2 protein-coding genes are annotated in these 1,604 nt (G+C 40.3%); both read right to left on the reverse strand.

Annotated features, from left to right (window positions below; translation table 11 throughout):
* Nucleotides 1-1,170 (reverse strand): zincin-like metallopeptidase domain-containing protein (locus tag ACI3UA_RS06375; RefSeq protein ID WP_439723987.1); only part of this gene is annotated, 1,170 nt, incomplete at its 3' end.
* A gap of 153 nt (nt 1,171-1,323) precedes the next feature.
* A partial coding sequence (locus ACI3UA_RS06380; protein ID WP_439723988.1) for a hypothetical protein occupies nt 1,324-1,604 on the reverse strand: 281 nt, incomplete at its 5' end.

Here is a 1,604-nt window from a genome sequence, read left to right on the forward strand (position 1 = left end):
TCCTTCTCCACCATTTACTGCTTCATCAGGCTTAGCAGGATTATTTTTCTTGCCTTTATTTTTGTCCTCACTATCCGAATATTCACTATCAGGATTTTCCCGGACAGCTTCCAGCTCCTTTACCCTGTCCCTGACAAGGTTGTTGATATAATTGATAATCCTATGGGCATCGCGCTGGGCCATTTCCATCTCTTTGGAATCTTTATCCAGGACTTCCAGCCAGCTTTTCAGATAAGCACCGTGCTGCTCGGATAGCGGTATATTGAAATTGCTACAGATAAACGCTGCAGCAATTTCAACACGCAATTCTTCTCTGGCATACTCCTTACTGCCAAACTTACCTCTCAGATTTCGATTTAACCTGCTGGAATGGCCTGTCCAGTGACATAACTCATGCAACGCAGTACGATAATAATCATTTATATCCTTATAAGTTGAAGGCGGTGTCAGATGCAGGGCATCTTCACTTGACCGGTAAAAGTTCCTGTTGCCCTGGTCATGGGAAATTATTGCCCCTGACTTTTTGATGAGAATCTCAATCAGCTCGTTGGTTTCTTCATGAGTATAGGGCCTAAACCGTGGTACATACTTCGGAAACGGCTTGTCTTCCATCTTATACAGAAAACTGCCATCTTTGCCTATACGCTGATTGCCATCCTTATCCAAAAGAGGAATTTTATTTCCGTCCTTGTCCAAAACATATACTGACTGCCTTATCTGGCTCGGATGAAACACCGTGCAATAAGTCTTATGCCACTTTTGCTCCTCCAGCGGTAACGGATCCCCATCTTTATCGTGGGTATATTTGAAATACATGGTGATACAGCAGCCATGTGCTCCCTTTACCAGGTGATAGCCTTTATCCGCGTGCTTCCGTATCTGATTATAAGTATAAAAACGTGGATCCACATTACCGTCCGGATCACGCAGCTGATTAAGCAATAGGGTCAGGAATAATTTGTTAGCGCCAGTATATCCACGTCCGGAACCGCCACTAACAGGCGTCCCCAGTAGTTCACTTCCTACATTGCCATCCCACGGTTTCTGCCAAGGAACCTCATTATTCATAATGCTGTCAATCAGCTGCTGATATATATCCTGATAGTTGTTATTGCTCATTACTGCATTGATTTCTTCCAGTTTCGCTTTTTCTTCTTCGGATACAGCCACTTTAAAAACCTCCCATAGAAATATCTATTTTTACTGGCAATAGCATATACTACCCAGAAGCTTTTAAATCGCTATTTTGTCGCAAAATAAAAGAGATGCCATTCTCATGACATCTCCAATATAATTGTCAACTATCTTTTATTAAAAAATCATCTAACGGTAAATCCACCACCCATTCTTCTCCATATATCCTATATCTTTTCCATCTATACATCCTATATCATCTCCAAGAATACCATCACTTATATTACTATCTGCTTTTCCATCATAACCCGCACTAAAAAGAACATATCTATCTTTCTCTCTATCGTATTCATATCTATAATGTATTCCTTGATCTGCATATGGAGCTTCAAGTAATTTTTCAATCCAAAGAACATATTGTTCCTTAGTTTTAATTAAATCTTCTAATGTTTCTGGATAAGTGCCAGTTT

It is taken from the genome of Anaerovibrio sp. (assembly GCF_051866355.1).
Classification (GTDB): Bacteria; Bacillota; Negativicutes; order Selenomonadales; family Selenomonadaceae; genus Anaerovibrio.